Origin of the sequence: Bdellovibrio sp. SKB1291214 (assembly GCF_002209355.2) — a bacterium.
Lineage (GTDB): Bacteria > Bdellovibrionota > Bdellovibrionia > Bdellovibrionales > Bdellovibrionaceae > Bdellovibrio.
Genome location: NZ_CP106855.1, coordinates 1620343 through 1643102 on the forward strand (window position 1 = coordinate 1620343; position 22760 = coordinate 1643102).

At 43.6% G+C, this 22760-nt stretch carries 22 protein-coding genes; 10 read left to right on the forward strand and 12 right to left on the reverse strand.

Annotated features, from left to right (window positions below):
* Positions 1-7 precede the first annotated feature (7 nt).
* Together B9G69_RS08080 and B9G69_RS08085 are read right to left on the reverse strand one after the other, a co-directional pair.
* Complete coding sequence (locus B9G69_RS08080) at positions 8-1924, reverse strand: fumarate reductase/succinate dehydrogenase flavoprotein subunit (protein WP_088616035.1); 1917 nt, start codon at positions 1922-1924, stop codon at positions 8-10.
* Between the two features lie 10 nt (positions 1925-1934).
* Positions 1935-2591 carry a succinate dehydrogenase cytochrome b subunit gene (locus tag B9G69_RS08085; protein ID WP_088616034.1) on the reverse strand — a complete coding sequence of 219 codons (657 nt, stop codon included), beginning with the start codon at positions 2589-2591 and terminating at the stop codon, positions 1935-1937.
* Between the two features lie 182 nt (positions 2592-2773).
* Between B9G69_RS08085 and B9G69_RS08090 the strand changes: the two genes are divergently transcribed.
* The 8 genes from B9G69_RS08090 (at position 2774) to B9G69_RS08125 (ending at position 10328) form a co-directional block, all read left to right on the forward strand.
* The gene (locus B9G69_RS08090) at positions 2774-3547 is read left to right on the forward strand and encodes an electron transfer flavoprotein subunit beta/FixA family protein (RefSeq protein ID WP_088616033.1); all 774 of its coding nucleotides are present in this window, start codon (positions 2774-2776) and stop codon (positions 3545-3547) included.
* Between the two features lie 9 nt (positions 3548-3556).
* Complete coding sequence (locus B9G69_RS08095) at positions 3557-4525, forward strand: electron transfer flavoprotein subunit alpha/FixB family protein (RefSeq protein ID WP_088616032.1); 969 nt, start codon at positions 3557-3559, stop codon at positions 4523-4525.
* A gap of 227 nt (positions 4526-4752) precedes the next feature.
* Positions 4753-5181, forward strand: coding sequence for a DUF374 domain-containing protein (locus tag B9G69_RS08100; RefSeq protein ID WP_265438028.1), 429 nt, complete (start codon positions 4753-4755; stop codon positions 5179-5181).
* 53 nt (positions 5182-5234) lie between these two features.
* Positions 5235-6044 carry a peptidylprolyl isomerase gene (locus B9G69_RS08105; RefSeq protein ID WP_088616030.1) on the forward strand — a complete coding sequence of 270 codons (810 nt, stop codon included), beginning with the start codon at positions 5235-5237 and terminating at the stop codon, positions 6042-6044.
* A gap of 12 nt (positions 6045-6056) precedes the next feature.
* Positions 6057-7025 (forward strand): peptidylprolyl isomerase, encoded by a 969-nt coding sequence (locus tag B9G69_RS08110; protein WP_088616029.1) that lies wholly within the window; start codon positions 6057-6059, stop codon positions 7023-7025.
* Positions 7018-7962 carry a peptidylprolyl isomerase gene (locus B9G69_RS08115; RefSeq protein WP_088616028.1) on the forward strand — a complete coding sequence of 315 codons (945 nt, stop codon included), beginning with the start codon at positions 7018-7020 and terminating at the stop codon, positions 7960-7962. The genes B9G69_RS08110 and B9G69_RS08115 overlap by 8 nt, the downstream gene beginning before the upstream one ends.
* Positions 7955-8911, forward strand: a complete 957-nt coding sequence (locus tag B9G69_RS08120) for a 4-hydroxythreonine-4-phosphate dehydrogenase PdxA (protein WP_088616027.1) — start codon at positions 7955-7957, stop codon at positions 8909-8911. The genes B9G69_RS08115 and B9G69_RS08120 overlap by 8 nt, the downstream gene beginning before the upstream one ends.
* 49 nt (positions 8912-8960) lie before the next feature.
* Positions 8961-10328 carry a phosphomannomutase/phosphoglucomutase gene (locus tag B9G69_RS08125; RefSeq protein ID WP_088616026.1) on the forward strand — a complete coding sequence of 456 codons (1368 nt, stop codon included), beginning with the start codon at positions 8961-8963 and terminating at the stop codon, positions 10326-10328.
* A 349-nt stretch (positions 10329-10677) separates the two neighbouring features.
* Here B9G69_RS08125 and B9G69_RS08130 read toward each other — a convergent pair whose 3' ends face one another.
* The 10 genes from B9G69_RS08130 to dnaA all read right to left on the reverse strand — a co-directional run bounded on the left by B9G69_RS08130 (position 10678) and on the right by dnaA (position 22015).
* Positions 10678-10986, reverse strand: a complete 309-nt coding sequence (locus B9G69_RS08130) for an ATP synthase F0 subunit C (RefSeq protein ID WP_088616025.1) — start codon at positions 10984-10986, stop codon at positions 10678-10680.
* A gap of 37 nt (positions 10987-11023) precedes the next feature.
* On the reverse strand, positions 11024-11728 hold the full coding sequence (atpB, locus tag B9G69_RS08135) for a F0F1 ATP synthase subunit A (RefSeq protein ID WP_088616024.1): 705 nt from the start codon (positions 11726-11728) through the stop codon (positions 11024-11026).
* A complete protein-coding gene (locus tag B9G69_RS08140) occupies positions 11703-12074 on the reverse strand; it encodes a hypothetical protein (RefSeq protein ID WP_088616023.1) in 372 nt (123 codons plus the stop codon). Before B9G69_RS08140 ends, atpB begins: the two co-directional genes overlap by 26 nt.
* The gene (locus B9G69_RS08145; protein ID WP_088616022.1) at positions 12075-12299 is read right to left on the reverse strand and encodes an AtpZ/AtpI family protein; all 225 of its coding nucleotides are present in this window, start codon (positions 12297-12299) and stop codon (positions 12075-12077) included. It lies immediately after the preceding gene.
* On the reverse strand, positions 12299-13096 hold the full coding sequence (locus tag B9G69_RS08150; protein WP_088616021.1) for a tetratricopeptide repeat protein: 798 nt from the start codon (positions 13094-13096) through the stop codon (positions 12299-12301). The genes B9G69_RS08145 and B9G69_RS08150 overlap by 1 nt, the downstream gene beginning before the upstream one ends.
* Before the next feature lies 1 nt (position 13097).
* A complete protein-coding gene (gyrA, locus tag B9G69_RS08155) occupies positions 13098-15587 on the reverse strand; it encodes a DNA gyrase subunit A (protein WP_088616020.1) in 2490 nt (829 codons plus the stop codon).
* A gap of 23 nt (positions 15588-15610) precedes the next feature.
* Positions 15611-18040, reverse strand: coding sequence for a DNA topoisomerase (ATP-hydrolyzing) subunit B (gene gyrB, locus B9G69_RS08160; protein ID WP_088616019.1), 2430 nt, complete (start codon positions 18038-18040; stop codon positions 15611-15613).
* An 87-nt stretch (positions 18041-18127) separates the two neighbouring features.
* Positions 18128-19252: a DNA replication/repair protein RecF gene (gene recF / locus B9G69_RS08165; protein ID WP_088616018.1), complete on the reverse strand. Its 1125-nt coding sequence runs from the start codon at positions 19250-19252 to the stop codon at positions 18128-18130.
* A complete protein-coding gene (gene dnaN / locus B9G69_RS08170; RefSeq protein WP_088616017.1) occupies positions 19252-20358 on the reverse strand; it encodes a DNA polymerase III subunit beta in 1107 nt (368 codons plus the stop codon). Before dnaN ends, recF begins: the two co-directional genes overlap by 1 nt.
* Positions 20359-20593: 235 nt before the next feature.
* The gene (dnaA, locus tag B9G69_RS08175) at positions 20594-22015 is read right to left on the reverse strand and encodes a chromosomal replication initiator protein DnaA (RefSeq protein WP_265438029.1); all 1422 of its coding nucleotides are present in this window, start codon (positions 22013-22015) and stop codon (positions 20594-20596) included.
* Positions 22016-22230: 215 nt separating this feature from the next.
* Between dnaA and rpmH the strand changes: the two genes are divergently transcribed.
* Together rpmH and rnpA are read left to right on the forward strand one after the other, a co-directional pair.
* Positions 22231-22380 (forward strand): 50S ribosomal protein L34, encoded by a 150-nt coding sequence (gene rpmH / locus B9G69_RS08180; RefSeq protein ID WP_088616015.1) that lies wholly within the window; start codon positions 22231-22233, stop codon positions 22378-22380.
* A complete protein-coding gene (gene rnpA, locus B9G69_RS18195; RefSeq protein ID WP_088616014.1) occupies positions 22370-22729 on the forward strand; it encodes a ribonuclease P protein component in 360 nt (119 codons plus the stop codon). The genes rpmH and rnpA overlap by 11 nt, the downstream gene beginning before the upstream one ends.
* The last annotated feature ends 31 nt before the right edge of the window (positions 22730-22760 follow it).

The following is a 22760-nucleotide window of genomic DNA, read 5'->3' on the forward strand; positions in this document are numbered from 1 at the left end:
AAGCCTCTTATTTATAGCTACGAGTTGCTAGGTGAACGTTTTCAAAAGTCAGCTCTTCTTTGTGGCGCACAGATGTTTTCATGTTACCTGTGTATTCCCACGCAGCTACGTGACAGAAATTAGCGTCGTCACGTTTTGCTTCACCGTTATCTTGGTGTTCTTCACGGAAGTGACCGCCGCATGATTCCTCACGCTCCAAAGCGTCACGACACATCAACTCACCAAGCTCCAAGAAGTCAGCGACACGGCCGGCTTTTTCAAGCTCCACGTTTAAGTAGTTTGGATCGCCAGGGATACGTACGTTTTGCCAGAACTCTTCACGTACTCTTGGAATCTCTTCAAGTGCTTTTTTCAAGCCGGCAGCATTACGACCCATACCGCAGTTTTCCCACATAATGTTACCTAGCTCTTTATGGAAGCTATCAACCGTGCGGTTACCTTTGATATTTACTAGTGTGCTGATCTCTTTTTTAACGCCCTCGACCGCCGCTTTGAACGCATCGTCGTTTGTCGTTACTTTATTAAGTTTCGTCCCGCCCAAATAGTTACCGATTGAGTATGGAACTACAAAGTAACCATCTGCCAAACCTTGCATCAATGCAGATGCACCCAAACGATTCGCACCGTGGTCAGAGAAGTTTGCTTCACCAGCGACGAAACATCCAGGGATGGTTGATTGAAGGTTATAGTCAACCCACAAGCCGCCCATCGTATAGTGTGGAGCAGGGTAGATCATCATTGGACGTTTATAAGGATTTTCGCCCGTGATCTTATCGTACATTTCAAACAAGTTACCATAGCGCTCAGCGATTTTCTCTTCGCCCAGGCGCTTGATAGAATCAGCAAAATCCAGGTAAACAGCTTTACCAGATTCATTGACACCACGGCCTTCGTCACAAGCGTATTTCGCCTGACGAGAAGCTACGTCACGAGGAGCCAAGTTACCGAATGAAGGGTATACACGCTCCAAGTAGTAGTCGCGTTCATTTTCAGGGATATCGTTTGGATGACGTTTATCACCAACTGCTTTTGGAACCCATACACGACCGTCGTTACGAAGAGATTCAGACATCAACGTCAATTTTGACTGATTTTCACCATGAACAGGAATGCAGGTAGGGTGAATTTGTGTATAGCAAGGATTTGCAAAGTAAGCGCCACGTTTGTGAGCTTTCCAAGCTGCCGTTACTGCGCAGTTCATCGCATTCGTAGAAAGGAAGAACACGTTTGAGTAACCACCGGATGCAATGATAACTGCATCAGCTTCGTGGGCCTCGATCTCACCTGTCAGCAAGTTACGAACGATGATGCCACGTGCTTTTCCATCGATAACAACAAGATCAAGCATTTCACGACGATAGCGAAGCTCAACAGTCCCAGCGTCAACTTGTCTCATCATTTGCGAGTACGCACCCAACAAAAGCTGCTGACCCGTTTGACCGCGGGCATAGAATGTACGGGAAACTTGCGCACCACCGAAAGAACGATTTGCTAAAGTGCCGCCGTATTCACGAGCGAAAGGAACACCTTGAGAAACCATTTGGTCGATGATGTTTGCAGACACTTCAGCCAAACGATAAACGTTGGCTTCACGAGCACGGAAATCTCCGCCCTTAACTGTGTCATAGAAAAGACGGTAAGTAGAGTCACCATCGTTTTGATAGTTTTTAGCGGCGTTGATACCACCTTGAGCGGCCACAGAGTGGGCACGGCGAGGGGATTCATGCACACAGAATGCTTTTACTTTGTAACCAAGCTCACCCAAAGAAGCAGCTGCAGAAGCACCAGCAAGACCAGTACCCACAACGATCACTGAATGTTTTCTTTTATTAGCAGGGTTTACAAGTTTGTTTTCAAACTTGGCTTTTTCCCATTTGTCTTCAATCGCACCACTTGGAATTTTGCTATCTAAAATGTTAGCCATGACGTGCTCCTTAGCGCATGAGGAAAAGGTAAAGAGGTTGAGAGATGAAACCAAGAGCCACGACAATGCCGTAACCAATGCTTAGCTTCGTCCAAAGATTGCGGTAAGTCCCTTCCATTAAACCCAGTGATTGGAACGTAGATCCCACACCATGTTTCAAGTGGAAACCCAAAAGAATTAATGCAACGACATACCAAGCTACATAGCCCGGCTGTTGGAATACTTCTTCCATCAATTTTGCAAGGTCACGCATTGGCACACCATCAACATTCGTTTCATAGTGCTGACCGTATTTGAAGGTGATCAAGTGAAGAATAACGAAAACCAAGATCAAAGATCCTTGGATTGCCATTGTTCTTGAAGCCAAAGTCACGCGCTTTGCACCTTTAGCTGCAACTGCGTATTTTTGACCTTTTGCTTCGCGATTGTTTATTGTAAGTGAAATCGCCATGTAAACGTGTGTGATCAAAGCCAACACTAAAACAAGTTCAGCGATATAGATTAGCTTGCCGCTTGTGATTGCGTGTCCATAGGCATTGTAAGCGTCGTGGCTTACGAAAATGAGCATGTTACCGGCCATATGAGTCAGCACGAAGCCCGCCCAAATAAGACCAGTGATTCCCATTACGTATTTTTTCCCGACAGTTGTTCCGAGAAATGAAAACATGGTTAGAAACCCCTTGTGATATAGCTTTATATTCTCATTAAGTTTTTAATTAACTTACTCCTCGGGGGTTTGATTTGTCCATGACCCCTGTCATGTTTCGCAACATGTTAGACTTTGAGGATTTAGTTTTGCCTCTGAAATCATCTGCGATAGAACTGGTCCTCTAAAAACGGGGTAAAAATATGAAGATTTTCGTGTGCATCAAACAGGTGCCAGACACTGAAACTAAAATTAAAATCTCTCCCGACCAAACCGGTATCGATACGGCGGGGATTAAATGGGTCATGAACCCTTACGACGAATACGCTGTCGAGGAAGCAAACAAGCTTCGCGATGCCAATCCAGGCTCTCAAGTGTGGGTTTTGAGTGCGGGTCCTAAAGCACGTGTCGTAGAATCTTTGCGTACGGCGCTTGCCATGGGTGCTGACGAAGCCATCGTTATTAACGGCGAAGGTCTAGATAACTTCTCAACTGCAAAAGCCCTTGCCGAAGTGATTAAAGCCGAAGGCGGAATGAAAATCATTTTCACCGGCAAGCTTGCAATCGACGACAATGCATCTTCCGTTAGCCAAATGATGGCTGAATTCTTGAACATTCCTCACACAACTGTGGTTTCTAAGTTTGCCTTCAATGGCGAAAACGTAACTGTTGAGCGTGACGTTGAGGGTGGTGCGAAAGAAGTTGTGCAAATGATGACACCAGCAGTGGTTGGCGCCAACAAAGGCTTAAACATGCCTCGTTACGCTTCTTTGCCGGGTATTATGAAGGCGAAAAAGAAAGTGATCAAAGAAATCGAATTCGCTTCTTTGAACATTCCTGCGACTGACATCAAAGTAAAATACTCTGGTATGACTCTTCCGGCGGAAAAACCAGCAGTTAAAATGCTTTCTGGCGACTCTTCTGCACAAGCAGCAGAGCTAGTTAAACTTCTTCGCGACGAAGCGAAGGTTCTGTAGGAGTTGGCAATGGGAAAAGTATTAGTATTTGCTGAACAAACAAACGGTAAACTTAAACGCAGCTCCATCGAGCTTTTGCAAGCAGCCGCGAAATCTGGCAACACAGTTGTTGCTGTGACTTTCGGCTCTCACGCTGGTGATGTAACTGCAGCTATCGGTCACAACGGTGCTTCCGAAGTTCACGTAGTCAAAGATGCTTCTTTGGATTCTTACAATCCAGAATCATACACTGCAAACATGGTTGCGATCGTAAACAAAGTTCAACCTTCGATCATCTTGTCTTCAGCTTCTTCAACAGGTAAGGATTTGTTCCCACGTGTTGCTGCTCGCTTGAACACGGGTGTTGCTTCTGATTGCACTCAGTTGACTATTAACGGTGACAACGTAACTGCAGTTAAACCAATGTACTCGGGTAAAGCATTTGCGACAGTTAACTTTGAAAATAGCCCGATCAAAATCGTATTGATGCGTGCAAATCAACTTCCAGTTGAAGCTGCTGACACATCAAAAACAGCAAACGTTGTTGAAAACACAAACTCTGCAACGGATTTGAAAACTTTGATCAAAGAAATCGTTAAGGGGGCTTCTGAAAAACTAGATTTGACTGAAGCAAACATTATCGTTTCTGGTGGCCGTGGTTTGAAAGAAGCTGCAAACTTTAAAGTCTTGAATGATCTTGCTGACGTATTGGGTGCCACAGTCGGTGCAACTCGTGCGGTAGTGGATGCTGGTTGGGTAGGACACGGTATGCAAGTGGGTCAAACTGGTAAAACAGTGGCTCCTTCTTTGTACATCGCTGTGGGTATTTCCGGCGCAATTCAACATTTGGCAGGTATGGGTTCATCTAAAGTTATCGTTGCAATCAACAGCGATGCGAACGCTCCTATCTTCCAAAAAGCCACTTACGGTATCGTAGGTGACGCTCTTGAAATCGTTCCGAAATTGACTGAAGAGTTCAAAAAGGCTCTTCACCACTAATCGTGTTTAGGAAATACATACTTCCTATTATCGTTTTTGTATTTTACCGAACCCTCTCATGGACATGGAGGGTTCGGCTCTTTGAGCCCGAGTCACTCAAGCAATCTCTGCAAAATAAAAATCCAGTTGTTCTTGCTCACTGGCACGGTGATGAGCTCGCACTTCTTTCAATCGTTAAACGCTATCGGATCGCCACAATTGCATCGCAATCCAAAGACGGAGAATTGATGGCAACTGTGCTGAAGTGGATGGGTGCAAAAACCAGCCGCGGATCATCTTCGCGGGGAAGTGTGCAAGCCCTAAAAGGTCTTTTGCGTTTAGTAAAAGACGGGGGAAATTGCAGCTTTGCAGTTGATGGTCCTAAAGGTCCGTTACACAAAGTGAAGCCAGGTGTGTTCGAACTATCGCGCATGGTTCATGGGCCGATTTATGCGGCGGGTGTGCATGTGGACCGCGCAATTTATTTCCCCAAATCATGGAATAAAACTTTCCTGCCAAAACCGTTCGCTAAAGTAACAATTGTGTGGAGTGAGAGTCTTCCTCCAGTCACAAAGGATCAGGATCCTAGAAACCCAGACCTTGCTCTAGAGTTGGAGTCCGTTTTGCACCGTACTCGTCAGCAAGCTGTTAATTTCATTGCGGATAATAATACCTAGTGCTAGCGTTTTAACATAGTTTGCATTCAACTTTTTAAAGGGACTTTTAAAGTATGAAATTAGTTATCAGCATCTTGATGCTCATCGCGGCACCGGCGTTCGCGCAAAAATCTTCTGAAGTGTTGGCTCAGGTGGGTAAAAGAACGATTACGCTTGATGAATTCAATAAGAAATTCAACGACATCAAATCAAAAACAACAAATCCTCCAACAAAAGAATTGTTCCTAGAGGACATGGTTCGCTATGAAGTCGGACTTCAAGAGGCTGAAAAGCGCAATTTGGAAAAAGACCCAATCGTTCAGGAGCAACTTCGCCAAGCTATGTACAAAGCCCTTCTTGAAAAAGAGCTGGGTCCCCAAGTTCAAAAAATCACAATTTCTGACAAAGATATGAAGGAATGGTACGCAAACAATCCTGAAATCCGCACTAGCAACATTTTGATTGAGTTTAAACAAGGTGCTACTGCCGCTCAAATCAGCGAAGCTAGAAAACGCGCTGAAGAAATTCTTTCTGAAGTTAAGAAGTCAAAACGTCCGTTTGAGGAACTTGTTAAGCTGTACTCTGACGATGCGATTTCTAAGCAAGCTGGTGGTGACATCGGCTGGCAATCTCGTGTTACAATCGTTCCTGCATACTATGAGGCGGCAGCTTCCATGAAGGTCGGTGAAGTAAAGGGGCTCATCGAATCTCCATATGGCTTCCACATCATTAAAGTGACTGGCCGTCGCAGCTTTGAAAACGCAGACAAGCGCCAAATCAGAGCCGCCGTTTACGACGAAAAAAGAAAAGTTATCTTTAATAACTACTTTGAGAAGTTGAAAAAATCATACTCTATCAAAGAAAATAAAAACCTTATCAAATAAGGAACTAAACAGATGAAATTCCTAAAGAGCCCCGCCAAAACGGGGCTTTTTATTTTAACAAGCATGTTGTTGGCGGGATGTCCTTCCAAATATCAAAAACTTTCTAAACAGCCCGTTGAGAAGGTGAATGAGCACGTATTGACAGCGAAAGAGTTCGCAAATCAACTGGCTCGAAAACTTAAGAACTTTGATGCTCTGGCAGCCAAGGACCCCAACAACGTTCAAAGAATTAAAGAAGAAATTCTTCGCGATTTTTTGGTGAAGAGTCTGACGCTGGATTGGGCGCGAGCTCAAAGTATTGTAGTGGCTGAAAACACTCTGGATAAAGAAGTGGATAAGTTGCGAGCCAACTATCCCGACGACCTTTCTTTCCGCCGCGCTCTTGCACAAGAAAATCTTTCTTTCGCTGAATGGCGGGAAGAACTTCGCTTTAGCTTGATCGAACGTGAGGTATTTAAAAAAATTAACGAGAAAGCTAAGCCAATCTCTGAAGACGAAATTAAACGCTATTACGATGACCATAAGGACATGTTTAAACGTAAGGAGCGCATTTATATTCGTCAGATCGTCGTCGATGAGGAAGCCAAGGCTGACGCAATCAAGACCGATTTAAAAACCAAAGATTTTGCAGAGCTTGCCAAGAAATTCTCGATCACCCCGGAAGCAAAACAGGGTGGAGTAATTGGTTGGATCGAAAAAGGGACTGTCGATTATTTCGATAAGCTCTTCGTAAACTCTGTCGGGACGCAAATGATCAAAAGTCCCTTCGGCATCCATCTGATTCGTGTGGAAAAAAAGGCTCCAGCTTCTACTTTAGGGCTCGAAGAGGTACGTCCACAGATTACGCGCGCGCTTAAAGCTCAACGCGAGCAGGCAGAATACGTGGCGTGGCTTGATGCTCAGCTCAGAAGTAGTAAAGTCCTAAAGGACTACGAGTTGATGAATTCCATCAGCGTAGATACCCGAGGGAATAATGATTAGTTTGCTTGTTTCTTTATTTTTAGCAGTGCCGGTAAAAGCGGAAGTGGTTGAAAAAACCTTGGCCGTTGTAAACAACGAAATCATCTTAGAATCTGATCTTAAGGAATTGCAGAACAGAATTTCCAAACCGGGAATGATCGATGATGCTTTGTTGGATGGTAAATCAGCGGACTCTCTAAAAAAAGATCGCAAAGCGCAAATGGATTACTTGATCAACGAAAAGATCATTTCATCTGAGATCAAGCGTTTGAATTTATCAGTCACAAATGATCGTGTGGAAAACGAATTCAAAGACATGGCAAAAAGAAATAACGTTGCTGAGTCTGAGTTAATTAGCGTTCTTAAAGGTCAAGGCATCAATATTGCTGAATACAAAACCTTCCTAAAAGAAAAAATCGAAAAGCAAAACTTGATGGATACAGAGATCATTTCAAAACTTCGTATTTCGGACGAAGACGCCTTGAATGAATACTTGAAATCAAACCCAAACAATAAACCTGCGATCGATGAATTCTCTGTTTCTCATATTTTCTTTAACCCGAAAAAGGGCGGATCTGAAGCGGCCTATAAACGTGCGGAAACTGCTCTTTCAAAGCTTCGCTCTGGCGAAAATTTTGAGAACCTGGCTCAACAATTCAGTGAAGATCCTAACTTCTCTGCGGGTGGTGCGTTGGGTAGCTTTAAATCCGGTGAGTTCTTACCGGAGATCGAAGAAGCAATCGGCAACTTAAAGGTTGGAGAGACAACTGGAATTGTGAAATCTCGCTTAGGATTTCACATCGTTAAACTTACGACTAAAAAACTTACGCCAGATCCAAAGTTTGAAAAGCAAAAAGACAGAATCAAAGCGCAGCTTATGGAAGCAAGCTTTAAACGTCAGCTCCGCCTGTGGTTGCAAAACAAACGCGACGATTCCTTTGTAAGAATCAATGAGTAACAAACGAATTGCACTCACCACGGGCGATGATGATGGGATTGGCTTTGAAGTAACTGCCAAAGCCCTTCATAAGCTTGGCCCGCAAAAGGGAGTGCAATTTTTCTTGTGGAGGAACGACAATGCCTCTGCAAAGTATCTGAAGCTAATCGATCAAAAGTTTAAACGTATCGTCGTCGACGACCTCGAGGAAGCCCTTAAGGTTGAAGGCAATTACTTGGTTGATATTTGCTCTGATCAATCACCTGCTCATTGGGTGGAAGCCACTGCTAAAGCTTGTATGAAAAAGCAGTTAGACGGCATGGCAACAGCTCCACTCTCCAAAACTTTGATCAAAGACGCTGGTTTGAAAGATCTTGGTCACACCGATATTTTAAAACGTCTTTCGAAAACAAAAACCGTCCATATGGGATTCGCCGGTAGCGAATTTAACGTGGTTTTAGCGACGGGACACCTTGCGATTTCCCAGGTCTCGAAGCACATTAGCTTTAGCACTATTGCCGAGGCTCTGTTGAATGCAGATCTTTTGCGCAAATCTTTGCCTACCTCTAAACGTTCAAAGCCTATTGGTGTTTTAGGTTTAAACCCTCACTCGGGTGAACAGGGGATGATTGGTGGCGAAGAGTTAATGGTGTTTCCAAACCTTGCTGCCTTTGCTAAAGAAAAGAAAATTCCTTACGAGGGACCCCTTGTTCCGGATGCTGCTTTCTTTAAAGAAAACTGGAAAAAATATTCCGTTTACTTATGTCTTTATCATGACCAAGGTTTAATTCCATTTAAGATGATACACGGACAAGATAGCGGGGTTCACATCAGCCTCGGAATTCCGTTCGTTCGCACGAGTGTCGATCACGGAACGGCCAAAGATATTTTTGGTAAAAATAAAGCCAATCCCAACTCTATGATTGATGCTATTCGCTGGTCTATTAATTTGACTCGACAGCAAGCCTAGTTAGGATTAATTCTAATTGTTTCCAATACCTAGTTGAAGTGAGGTTTCTATGTATCAACCGGTAATTTTCAGAGAATACGACATTCGCGGCGTTTATAACGGTCAGTTTGACGACAATTTCGCTTATCTTTTGGCGCGCGCTTTCGTTGTTCACATGAAGAACGTTAAAAATATTTCTAATCCAACACTGACTATCGGCCACGATGCTCGTGTAAGCTCTCCAGCGATCGTTAAGAGCATGGAAAAAGGTTTTGTCGATTCAGGTGCTAAGGTTATTCACTTGGGCCTTGTAACGAGCCCTGTGTGTTATTTCTCGACATTCACCATGAAAGTGGACGGCGCAGTTCAAGTCACTGGTTCACACAATCCTCCAGAGTTCAATGGTTTCAAAATCTCCTTGGGTAAAACGACAATCTTTGGCGAGGAAATTCAGGAACTTCGTAAGATCATCGAAAAAGGTGAATACATCGATGGCAAAGGTTCTGTGGAATCTTTCGATATCCGCCCAAGCTACTACGAGCACTACAAAAAAGAGTTTGGCCAAATGAAAAACGTTAAAGTCGTTTTGGATTGTGGTAATGGCGCTGGTGGTTCAGTGGTTCGCGGTCTATACGAAGCCTGCGGCTTGACTCCGACAATTTTGTTCGAAGAACCAGATGGTGCATTCCCGAATCACCATCCAGATCCAACGGTTGAAAAAAATCTGGTAGCTCTGGCTGCCCAGGTTAAAAAAGAAGGTGCCGTCTGTGGTATCGGCTTTGACGGTGATGCAGATCGTATCGGTGTTGTTGATCACACGGGTCGCATGGTTTACGGTGACGAACTGATGACTATCGTATCCCGCGCCATTCTTGAAACTAACAAGGGTGCTAAAATCGTGGGTGATGTGAAGTGTTCGGATCGCTTGTATCACGACATCGCAAAACACGGTGGACAACCTATCATGTGGAAAACAGGTCACTCTTTGATTAAAGAAAAAATCAAAGTTGAAAAAGCACCATTCGGCGGAGAGATGTCTGGTCACATCTTCTTTGCAGATCGCAACTTTGGTTACGACGATGCTCCATATGCAGGTCTTCGCTTGGTAGAAATCCTGGCAAAAACAGGAAAAAATATTCCTGAATTACTTGCAGGACTTCCGCCCGCATTTAACACGCCGGAAATTCGCATCGACACGACTGAAGAGAAAAAAGTTTTGATCGTCGAAAAAATGAAAGAAGCTTTCAAGGGCGGCCCGGATGCTGACTACAAAGTAGACTTAACTGACGGCATCCGCTTAAGCTTCGAAGACGGTTGGGCATTATGCCGCTCTTCAAACACACAACCAGTCTTGGTTGTACGTTATGAAGCGACAACAGCCGAAGGCATGAAACGCATCCAAGACCGCGTGGAAGCCGTGGTAAATAAGTACCTATAAAAGGTACGGCCTTACTTTGTCCTTCAACTGCGGACGTCCGCACACCCGCAGCGGGTGTAGAAATTACGAAAATTAAATCGAGGGCTGGTGGAAACACCGGCCTTTTTTTATTTTCGATAAAGAAAGTAAGGCCGTACTTTTGAGCATTTTCGTATTGTTCTATGTAGATTTTTAGGCGGCAGGGTAGGGCGCATTCGCTGGAGATACAGTGGACAAAGTGTGTCCGTACCAAATTACCAAATAAAAAAGGCCGGGATAAACCCAGCCTTTTTAAAATCATTTCTGATCTTTTTAGTTCTACAGCCTGAGCTGCGACCAACTACTCCGACAGAGTCGGAGTGTAAGCAAACTAAGAAAGTTTCAAAGCGATGATCAACGCGTAGATAACTAGAGACTCGATAAGAGCTAGACCCAAGATCATTGGGATCAAAAGCTTACCAGAAGCCGCTGGGTTACGAGCGATACCATCAAGTGCTGTAGCAGCAGTTTTACCTTGAGCCATAGCGCCACCGAATACCGCTACTGCGATAGTCAATGCAGCTGCCAAAGCAACCAAGCCTTTGTCAGAAGTTGTAGTAGTAGCTGTTGCTACTGCTTCTTGTGCGAATGCTGGAGCTGCTGCGAACATTGCTACTAGAGCAACCATCAATTTTTTCATGTGTGTCTCCTTTAGAGAACGGTTAAATATTTGCCTTTTAGTGGTCGTGTGCAATCGCGAATGCTACGTAAACCATTGAAAGCAAAGTAAATACAAAAGCCTGAACAAAGCATACGAACAATCCCATTACATAGAATGGAATTGGTACACCAATTGGTACTAGATCCAAGAATACAGATAGTACCGTGTGGTCACCCATCATTACGTTCGCAAGACGAAGACCTAATGAGAATGGACGAACCAAGTGGGAAACGATTTCGATAACAAACATCAATGGAGCCAAGAAAAGAACCGGACCCATGAAGTGTTTAAGATAAGCGATTGGACCGTTTTCTTTCACACCTTGGAAGTTATAGAATAAGAACATCAAGATACCGAAACCGAATGTCGTATTGATGTTTTCAGTCGCAGGAGTCATGCCTGGGATCATACCAACCAAGTTGTTGAATACGATAAAGAAGAATACTGAAGTAAAGAACGGAACATAGTGTTTGCCGTGTTCACCGATAACCATGTCGGCAAGTCCCGACATCATTTCAGTGAGCATCTCCATGATTCCACGAAGAGAGAATTTATCTGCAGGAAGAACTGCAACGTCACCTTTACCCAAAGATGCACGAGCCATTAAACCGATACCGATAGTCGCCACAGTAACGATCGCAAGAGTCGCGATGTGATAATACTCAACGCCAACTGCAGGGATAAGCTGTGTCCAGTTAAACGGGTGGTGTTCTGCCGCCATTTTCTAATTCCTCTCTCAAAGCTTCACTGATCGCATAATAGATTGCAGAAACAATAAAGCTAGCAACACCGAGTGCAAACGCAATTGATGAAAACCAATCGAGTTTCACAAGAGTGTAGATAATGATGCCTAAAATCGCGTACTTAAATACAATGAGGGAGATGCCTAGGGCAACCAGTTTTTTCCGAAAGACGAGCCCGAACCCCAGGCCCATCATGGAAAAGCTAATTAATATAGTTAGGGAGCCCCAAAGATAAGAGTTTGCTTGATTAGGTGCAGCAAAAAACAGGGCGGCGAGGTAGCCAACGGCCGCAACTAGAAGCTGAGAAATCAAAACTCTTTTCATTTATGGTTTCTTATTCGCGTTTTCTTTTTCTTCTTGGGCATCCATGCGCTTTAAAAGCCAAATCACACGGACGAGCCAGCCCACCAAGGCCGCCAAACTCAAACCAACAAAGGCCATGCCTTTAGTTTGATACTTACTATCCAGAAGTTCACCCAAGTAGAAACACCCGATGATCAACCCGACAAGTTCGAAGCCTATGGATGCAAAAATTATATACTTTCTCATTACTTCCTAAAGCCTTTCGCACCAGGCGCATTTTTCATGCGCTCTTGAAGACGTTTAATACGAAGTTCGATGTATTCTGGGGGACTGTATTTATCGCGATAACCCTCAAGCACCTTGATCGCTTCTTTGAAGTTATCATTTTCCTCGTAACAAACGGCCAGTGTTAATCCGACGTTTTCTTGAACAGAGCGCTGAGGATATTTTTCGATAAGACCTTTAAAAATATCGATCGCTTTCACATACTCTTTTTTTGCAACCAGGATATTTCCTTTCAACATCAAAGCTTGAAAGCGAACATTGTCATCGGATTTTAAGCGAAGCATGGAATCAATCTCTGATTCCGCCTGAAAGAAATTGTTCATGTAGTAATGTGCGCGCGCCACACTCATTTGGTACTGGGAGGCCTCTAAATCTGTATGAGGCATCTGTTGAAGCTTGCTAAACTCAACAATCGAGGCCTGATAATTTTGAAGATTATTAAAATAAATCTCCGCAATTTGCTTTTGCGAAGTCAGGCGCTCCTTCTCGTCACTCGAATGAAGCACGATGAATCGATGGTATCCAATTGTGCGCTCATAGTCTTTCAATTCGAAGAAAGCAACGCGAGCAGCTTCTCGAGCAGCATCAAGGGGATACTCTGATTTATTATTTCTTAAGATGACTCGGTCAAAATAATCCAGGGCAACTTTGTAGTTACCCTGGGATACATTTTTTTCCGCGGTTTTATAATCCCCCTGTTCCTGACTGGAACAAGCGGCGAGGAGTAGGAATATTACAGCCAGTACTCCTCTGATCATACTAGTGAGTCACACCTTCAGGTGCAGTTGGAGCAGATGCTGTTTCGTCAGAGTGATCATCCTCTACCACCGCCAAACCAGTTACCGTCTCTTCTTTTTCGTCGATGTTAATCAAACGAACACCTTGTGTATTGCGGCCAAGAACTGAGATGTCCGTCATTTTCATGCGGATAACTTGTCCTTTGTCCGTCGAAAGAATCAATTCGTGTTTTTCAGAAACCTTTTTCGTACCAACAACGTTACCAACTTTGTCAGTCGTTTTCTGAGTGATGATACCAACACCACCACGAGATTGAACGCGGTATTCGCCCACTTCAGAACGTTTACCGTAACCTTTCGAAGTCACCATTAAGATCGTGTCTGGAGTGTTCTTTTCAAGAACTTCCATCGCAACAACAACGTCATCTTTAGCTAATGTGATAGCTTTCACGCCGCGAGCTGTACGACCCATTCCACGCACGTCGTTTTCGTTGAAGCGAATCGACATACCTTCTTTAGTCGCGATGAAGATGTCTGATTGACCATCAGAAATTTTCACGTCGATGATCGCATCATCAAGATCCGTTGTAAGGGCGATAACACCCGCAGTTCTTGGGTTCGCGAAAGAATCCATAGAGGTTTTCTTAATCACACCTTTTTCAGTTAGCATGACTGCAAATTTATTTTCATCAAACTCATTCACCGGCAAGATCGCGCGAACGCTTTCACCTGAAGCAAGTTGGACCACGTTTGCTAATGACTTCCCTTTCGAAGTACGGCTGCCAAGCGGAAGTTTATGAACCTTCACCCAGTACACTTTACCTTTGTCAGTGAAGACAAGAAGCATCGTTTTAGTCGAAGCAGAGAATAGATCTGTTACGTAGTCTTCCTCTTTTGTTTCCATGCCTTTCAAGCCTTTACCACCGCGTTTTTGAACACGGTATTCGGCCGTTGGCATACGCTTAATAAGTCCTGTGTTTGTGACAGTCACAACCATGTCTTCGTCAGCGATCAAATCTTCATCTTCGATATCGTCTAGGCTGCCTTGCAGTTGAGTACGGCGAGGATCAGCATAACGTTTTTTCATATCTTCAAGCTCACCAACGATGATCTTGTAGATTTCACGAACGTCAGCCAAAACGAACTTCAACCAGTCGATTTGTTTTTGTAACTCTGCAAGTTCTTCGATGATTTTATCACGCTCTAAACCTGTCAAACGTTGCAAACGCATTTCCAGGATTGCAATGGCCTGGCGTTCAGAAAATTCGAATTTAGACATCAAGGCTTCACGAGCGGCGTGAGCTTCCTTAGAAGCACGGATCGTCTTGATAACTTCTTCGATATGATCAAGGGCTTTTTTCAAACCTTCCAAGATGTGCGCGCGCTCTTGGGCTTTCTTAAGTTCGAAGATACAACGTTTCGTAACAACGTCACGACGGTGATCAACGAACGCCTCAAGCATGCCTTTAAGGTCAAAAGTAACAGGTTGGTTTTTCGCATCAAGCGCAAGCATGATGATACCAACAGAAACTTGCATCTGAGTGAATTTGTACAGGCGATTCAAGATAACGGAAGCGTTTTCGCCACGTTTTAGATTGATCACGATACGCATACCTTCACGAGAAGATTCATCGCGGATATCAGAGATACCTTCGATGGCTTTATCACGAACTAGGTCCGCGATGCTTTCGATCAGTTTTGCTTTATTAACTTGGTACGGAATTTCTGTGATGATGATATCTTCACGGTCTTTGTTCGGAGTAATTTCCGCAACAGCTTTAAGTGAAATGATACCGCGGCCTTTTTTATAAGCCTGCAAGATACCTTCACGACCGGCGATCACACCTGCAGAAGGGAAGTCAGGTCCCTTGATGTGAACCATCAAGTCTTCAAGTTGACACTGAGGATTGTTGATCAAATGGATTGTACCATCAATCACTTCACCCAAGTTGTGTGGCGGAATATTTGTCGCCATACCAACCGCGATACCCGAAGAACCATTCACCAAAAGATTTGGGAATTTCGCTGGCAACACCAACGGGATTTGCAAAGAGTCATCATAGTTCGGACCAAAAGAAACAGTTTCTTTTTCCAAATCATTTAGAAGCTCTTCAGCCATCGGTGTCATACGGATTTCCGTATAACGCATGGCTGCTGCGCTGTCGCCGTCGATAGAACCAAAGTTACCCTGACCATCTTCAAGCGGGTAGCGAAGAGAGAAATCCTGGGCCATACGAACCATTGTTTCGTAAACAGCCGAGTCACCATGCGGATGGTATTTACCGATAACGTCACCCACCACACGGGCAGATTTCAAATACGGTCTGTTATGACGGTTGTTCATTTCACTTTGTGCGAAAAGAACGCGACGATGTACGGGTTTCAAACCATCGCGTACGTCTGGAAGTGCACGCCCCACGATGACTGACATCGAATATTGAAGGTATGCTCCGCGCATTTCCTTACTGATATCGACAACCGTGACGCCTTTTTCTTGATTACTATTTTCCATATTCTATCACCAATACCTAAAAATTAAACGTCAAGGCTACGAGCAAGTAGAGCGTTTTCGTGGATAAAGTTACGACGTGGCTCGACCATCTCACCCATCAAGATTGAGAACGTTTCATCAGCCGCTACAGCGTCTTCGATTGAAACTCTCAAAAGAGTTCTGTTTTCCTTGTTCAGTGTCGTTTCCCACAACTGCTCAGGATTCATCTCTCCCAATCCTTTGTATCGTTGGATGTAGATTCCTTTTTTCGTAGATTCCATCACGTGTTCATAGAACTCATTGTAGCTTTCGAATTGAATTTCGTTTTCGCCCTCAATGATTGTCAGTGGCAATGTACTGATGCCTTGGATTTCACCCCAGATTTTACGAAGCTCGATCATTTCTGAAGAGCGCAGACTATCCAGGCTGAACTTTGTTGTCATGCGATCAGCATAACGAACTGTGTAGATATCAGCGTAAGGTTTTCCGGTGGCTTCATCTGGTTTAACTTCTGCCTTGAATTCTGTGATACCCAATTTTGGATCCGCATTCACCCAGGCAGTCATGTCAGCTAGAACTGATTTCAACTTACCTTCATCACCCAATGTTTTTTCAAGGTCAGCAACTTTGCTGAGCATGAAATACAAAACATCTTTGTCGTATTTCTTAGAAGAAACTCGGATCAAGCTGTTCAGTTTTTGGATGTTTAGGATCAACTGACGAAGATCCGCTTCGGGCAAGTTTTCTTTGCCTTTGATTTTGAAGTTATTAAGACCTGAGCTCAAAAGATACTCAGTCAACGCAGCTTCATTTTTCAAGTATGTTTCTTCTTTACCTTTTTTCGCGCGGTACAAAGGTGGTTGTGCGATATACACATAACCACGCTCAAGAACCAATGGCATTTGACGATAGAAGAACGTCAAAAGAAGAGTCATGATGTGGGATCCGTCGACGTCGGCATCGGTCATGATAATAATTTTGTGATAACGGATTTTATCCACGTTCACATTGTCTTTACCGATACCAGTTCCTAGTGCCGAGATAATGACTTTAATCTCTTCAGAGGAAATAATTTTATCAAAGCGCGCTTTTTCTACGTTTAGGATTTTACCTTTCAAAGGCAAAATCGCTTGCGTACGACGATCACGACCTTGTTTCGCGGAACCTCCCGCGGAGTCCCCTTCCACCAGGTAGAGTTCGCAAAGAGCTGGATCACGTTCTTGGCAGTCCGCCATTTTACCTGGCAGTGAACCACCATCCAACGCTGTCTTACGACGAGTCAGATCGCGAGCTTTACGAGCCGCCTCACGAGCACGTGCTGATTCCACACACTTCATGATGACGTTTTTCGAAACAGAAGGATTGCGATCCATCCAGTCAGCAAGTTTTTCATTCACCAAAGACTCGACGATACCTTTAACTTCGGCATTACCAAGTTTAGTTTTTGTTTGTCCTTCGAATTGCGGCTCGCGAACTTTAACAGAAATAACTGCTGCCAAACCTTCACGGATGTCTTCACCCTCAAGATTTGTTTTAAGATCTTTCAAAAGATTTTTTTCAGTGGCATACGCGTTGGTTGTACGAGTAAGTGCCGCACGGAAACCAACAAGGTGAGTACCACCTTCATGTGTGTTGATATTATTGCAATATGTGAAAATAGATTCTGAGTAAGAATCATTCCACTGCATGGCGATCTCAACTTCGACTTCGTCTTTTTCGCCTTTGAAATAAACCACTTCGTTATGAAGAGATTTTTTAGATTGATTCATGTACTTCACGAATTCCGCGACGCCTTCAGCGTATTGGAAATCTTGTTTCTTACCTGTGCGTTCGTCAGACAAAGAAATGTGAAGACCCGCATTTAGAAACGCAAGTTCACGGAAACGATTTGCAAGAGTCGCGAAATCGTAAGTCAAAGTTTCATCTTTGAAAATATCGCGATCTGGTTTGAAAGTTGTTTTCGTTCCCGTTTTTGTTGTCTCTTCGCCTTTTTCAATCGGCGCAAGGATTTTACCACGTTCGTAGTTCTGTCTCCAGAAGTGTCCTTCACGTTGAACTTCAACACTCACACGAGTGGAAAGGGCATTCACAACGGAAGCACCCACGCCATGCAGACCACCGGAAACTTTATAGCCACCGCCGTCGAATTTACCACCGGCGTGAAGTACGGTCATAACTAGTTCAAGTGCTGATTTACCAGTTTGTTTTTGAGTCGCAACAGGAATACCACGACCGTCATCTTCAACAGTGATGGACTCGTCCGCGTTGATAGAAACTTTGATTGTTTTGCAATATCCCGCAAGATGTTCGTCTACCGAGTTATCCACAATCTCATACACAAGGTGATGATAACCTTTAAACTGTGTATCACCGATATACATTCCGGGACGTTTACGAACCGCTTCGAGACCTTCAAGAACCTGAATTGAATCGGCTGAATAGGAAGCTGGTTGCTGTTGTTCTTCTGTAGACACTGAAACCCCTCATTGCTTTGCATACCACTCGACGCTGTCGAGTAAGTCGCGTTCATACATTCATCGCAGTTTTAAAAACTGAAACGACTAATCAAGAATTTGGCCATCCTTGATGCGCACAACGGAAAGCTGATCGAGGCTGAAAGAGTCGGGCAATGTGAAGTCTGTGGTCGTAACAAAAATTTGAGTGTTGATCTCGTGTAAGAACGTAATCAGCGCATCTCTTTTGGTTTTATCGAGCTCAGATAAGACATCGTCTAACATCAGCACAGGATAGGTTCCGTGAGCCTTCCTATGATACACAATTTGAGCCATTTTGAAAGAAAGAATGATCGCTCTTTGCTGCCCTTGGCTACAAAAAAATCTCGAGTCTTTTCCACCATATAGGAACACGATGTCGTGCTTGTGCGGCCCCACCAAACTGGTTCCAGATGAGAGCTCCGCATCATGCAATTCTCCAAGACGTTTTTCGAGAGCCATTTGGACTTGTTCACGAGTGAAACTCACAGCATTCTCGTCGGAAACCAAGTATTCCACCGAGATATCCACAGCAGAATTGCCAGAAATGTATTGCATGGCATTATTAAACTCTTTCGCTAAACCAGCGAGAGCTGTAATGCGTGCGTGAGTTAAATCCGTCGCTAAACGCACAAATTGGGGGTGTAGGGACTCGAGAAGGTTCTGAGTAAGGCCACGATCAGCCTCACCCTCAACAAAGTTCTTAAGCATCTTGTTGCGAGTTTTCAGGGCTTTACGGTAATCGGCGATCAAATCCGTGTTTTTACGATCAAAGGTCACTAGTAAATCATCGACCAGTTCGCGGCGGTGATCGGCACCTTCTTTGATCGCTGCCAAACTCTCGGGACTAAACACAACACTCGCGAAAATTTTGCGAACATCCGCGGAGGTCACACGTTTTTCATTTAACGTTAAAACCTTGCGACTTTTGGTTAATCCCAATTTCAATTTGTAGTGAAGATCTTTTTGAGTAATCAAAGCTTGAATAAGCGATTCTTGATTATTCGAATTTATCATTGTGGAGTTGTCAGAGTAGCGGAATGAGTCGCCTTGAGAAATCATGTACATCGCTTCAAGGAGATTTGTTTTCCCCTGACCGTTGTCTCCGACAAAGACATTCACGCGAGGGGAAAACTTTAACACTACGTCTCGGTAGTTACGAAAATTAACAAGACGTAGACGTTCAAAAATCATTAGATTCTCATAGGCATAACAACGCAAGTGTAAGAAGCGTCGTTATGAGGTCTCATCAAACCAGGTGACAAGTGATCGTTCAATTCGAAATCGATCTTGTCATGATTCATGCTCGTCAAAATATCAGTGATGTATTTAGCGTTGAAACCAATTTTGATATCGCCACCAGCGTATTCAACTTCGATTTCTTCTTTCGCGTCACCCAGCTCTGGATTGTTCGAAGAAATTTCCATACGACCGTTAGAAAGATTCAACAACACTGCTTTAGATTTTTGATTCGCCAAAAGAGAAACGCGTTTTAGTGAAGTAAGGAAAGCTTCCTTGTTGATCATCACTTTTTGAGTCAGCTTTTGTGGAATAAACTGTTGATAATTCGGGTACTTTCCTTCGATCAAACGAATCATCAAGATAGTTGATGAATGTTTCAATACGAATTGGGAGCCTTCCACAGCTATTTCCACAGAGCCATCGATACCTTCAAGAATTTTTTTAATTTCGTGAAGACCTTTACGTGGAATGATCACACCTTGAGTTGCGGAAACTTTTACATCTGAAGAAGTTTTGCTAACCAAGCTCATACGGTGACCATCAGTCGCAACCATTTTGAAACCGGCTTGTGGATTCAATTCAAAAAATACACCGTTCAAGTGGTAACGAGTTTCATCGTTTGATACTGAGTAAATAGTTTTATCAATCATCTCTTTCAAAACTTGTGCATCAATTTTGATGAAAGCTTGAGAGTTGTAAGTAGGGAAGATCGGATATTCTTCAGCAGAGATACCAACGATCTTGGATGTGTATTTCCCTTGTTTGATCTCTAACCAGTTATTTTCTTTTTTGATTAAAGTGATTGGACCTTCAGAAAGTTCTTTAGCAATTTCGAAAAGACTTTTTGCTGATACAGCAACTTTACCTGGTTGATGAACTTGCGCTTTGATTTGGTCTGTTAGGCTTACTTCCAAATCTGTGGCGAATACTTTCAACAAGTTTTGATCTGCTTCAAGAAGTACATTGATGAGAATGGGCATTGTGTTGCGCTTCTCTACGATGTTTTGTGTTTTACCGATAAGGCTTAACAGATCTCTTTTATCAATTTCGATCTTCATAACTAATTCCTCTTAAAACACCCTTCTTATTATCTATTACTATTAATATAAATAACTAGTAGTAGTAGTAGGGGCGTGGAAAACCTAACAAATCCTGTAAGTGCGTGTAAACACTAAAAAACAGTTGTGGATAAAGCCTCTGCACAACTTAACGTGAAAGTTGCGAATTTTGGGGGTAACTCAGATCCACATTTCTTCCCCCAGATCCTTCCACAACTCTTTCCACAGTCCACATTCACACTCCTGTGATATTGTGGATTCGTTGTTCTAAATCCTCGATATCTTTCGCGATATCTTGATCCGTTGCCTGTAGAGATTTCACTCGATCCAGTGCGTTCATCACAGTGGTGTGATCTTTTCCGCCGAAAGCTTTACCGATATCCACCAAAGATTTATCCAAAAACTTCTTAATCAAATACATCGAGATTTGACGTGGAACGACAATTGGCTTGGCGCGTGTAGAGGATTTTAGGTCCAAAACACGTACTTTAAAGTGATCAGCAGTCATCTTCATAATCTCTTCAACAGAGATAGTAGATTGAGTTTCGTGGTGAGAAAGGATGCGCTTCACAAGCTCACCATCAATCGGCAAACCTTGAAGCTCAGAGAACATTTTAACCTTCTTAAGGTTACCTTCTAGCTCTCTGATAGAGCGTTTAGAGATGCGTGCGATATGATGAACAACATCTTCAGGTAAACGCATGTTAAACTTTTCAGCTTTATATCTAAGGATAGCGATACGAGTTTCCAAATCCGGCATTGTGATATCTGCGATCAAACCCCGTTCAAGACGGGTGCGACTGCGATCTTCAAGTCCGTGGATATCCTTGGGCATACGATCACTTGCAAGAATAACCTGCTTACGCGTGTCGATGAAGCTATTCACTGTGTGGAAAAACTCCTCTTGAACAGCCTCACCACGCGCGATGAATTGCACGTCGTCGACCAATAGGATGTCTGAATTCTCGCGGTATTTTTGGCGGAACTTATCCATTTCATGGCGGCGAATCGCAGAGATACACTCATTCATAAAGCGCTCAGCTGATAAGTATGTAATTCTAAGATGCGGGAATTGCTCGCGAATATGGTTTCCTGCCGCATGTAATAGATGCGTTTTACCCATCCCAACCGGTCCATATATATAGAGAGGGTTGTAATCGTCAGCACCCGGGTTTCTGGCTACGTTGAAACAAGCCGCATGTGCAAATTCGGAGTTTTTACCCACGACGAAGGTCGAAAAAGTAAGATCAACGTTTAAAGTGTCGCTGGACCTAGGTTGAGTAGTCTGAGTAGCCTGAGCACGAGAAAGCTGGGCCTGAAGAACTTCCGATCCTTGATTGTGGATAGGAGTCTCCTCCACAGTGGTCATAGTTTCTATGTGAGTATTCACTTTGGCGCCCGTAACATTAAACTCAACTTCGAATGGACGCTGATAAGTATCTGAAATTTCAGTATAAATCTTATCCTGAAGGTTTTCGATCACGAAGTACTGGTGAAGGGCGTTGGGTACTCCGAGTATCAATTTGGGACGCTCAAAAGAGCCTCCAGTACTGATATACTCGATAGGGTCAAGCCACGTATCTAATAACTTATTGTTATCATTACGACTTTTCATTTTTGTTTTAATTAATGTCCAGAACGAAGCGTTTAACTCCATAGACCTTCCCCTCAAAATGCAGAGTAGCCTTAACAAGGGGAGCTGAAGTTTTCAACAGTTGACCTTGATTACGCAATGTGATTAATTAGTGCCCCACGTATCTAGTTGATTACAGCTTTGTGGAATCGTATATGTAGCCGCCGATCTTAAAGTTGGCGTATTTGACGTCTATTAGCGTCGTAAATTTCTCGGTAGAGAGTAGTTCAGGAGAACATATGAAACGTACATACCAACCATCAAACAAACGTCGTAAAACATCTCACGGTTTCCGCGCAAGAATGGCTACTAAAGCTGGTCAAGACGTTCTTAACCGCCGTCGCGCTAAAGGTAGAAAACGTTTGACGGTTTCTACAGGTGGAAAATAGTTCTCCGCTAGGAATTAAGCGCAGCTCTGAGTTTCTCTTTCTTAAACAATCTGGCAAAAGAAACTGGCCTACTAAATGGTTACTTCTGAATTATCAGAAGAACAATGTGGGTCAGTTGCGTTTTGGCGTAACCGCAAGTCGAAAAGTCGGGCCTGCAGTTGTGCGAAATAAGCTTAAGCGTTGGAGTCGAGAATACTTTCGAGCATTGCTTAAAACGGATAACTCCCTTGAAGCCGACATTAATATCATCTTCAAACCCATGGATTCCACTTTCTATAAAGGCCTCCCACACGAGGAATTTGTCAAAGCTATGGACCGCGGGATTGGCTCACTTCGAAAAAATCTTTAAAGCACTGCTTTGGTTTTTCGTCGCTGCTTAT